Source organism: Psychrobacter sp. CAL346-MNA-CIBAN-0220 (genome assembly GCF_040309805.1).
In the GTDB taxonomy this organism is placed as follows: domain Bacteria; phylum Pseudomonadota; class Gammaproteobacteria; order Pseudomonadales; family Moraxellaceae; genus Psychrobacter.
Genome location: NZ_JBEOPF010000231.1, coordinates 1 through 275 on the forward strand (window position 1 = coordinate 1; position 275 = coordinate 275).

The following is a 275-nucleotide window of genomic DNA, read 5'->3' on the forward strand; positions in this document are numbered from 1 at the left end:
GTATAGACCCGCGTAAAGTCGTTGGCACTTATGTTAAGCCCAAAGACTGGAATGCACTGATTTCAGATCCTGAAGTGGTATTGGTTGATACCCGTAATGATTATGAAGTGAAGATTGGTACCTTTAAAAATGCGCTTAATCCCGTAACCGAGACTTTCCGTGAGTTCCCTGAATACGTCAAACAAAACTTAGATCCTGGCAAGCATAAAAAAGTGGCTATGTTTTGTACCGGTGGTATTCGTTGTGAGAAATCAACCGCTTATTTAAAAGAGCAG

General features: G+C 41.1%; 1 protein-coding gene. It reads left to right on the forward strand.

Annotation, left to right across the window (positions count from 1 at the left end; genetic code table 11):
* Positions 1-275: rhodanese-like domain-containing protein (locus AAEY88_RS13440; RefSeq protein WP_350563189.1), on the forward strand; the 275-nt coding region annotated here is incomplete at both ends.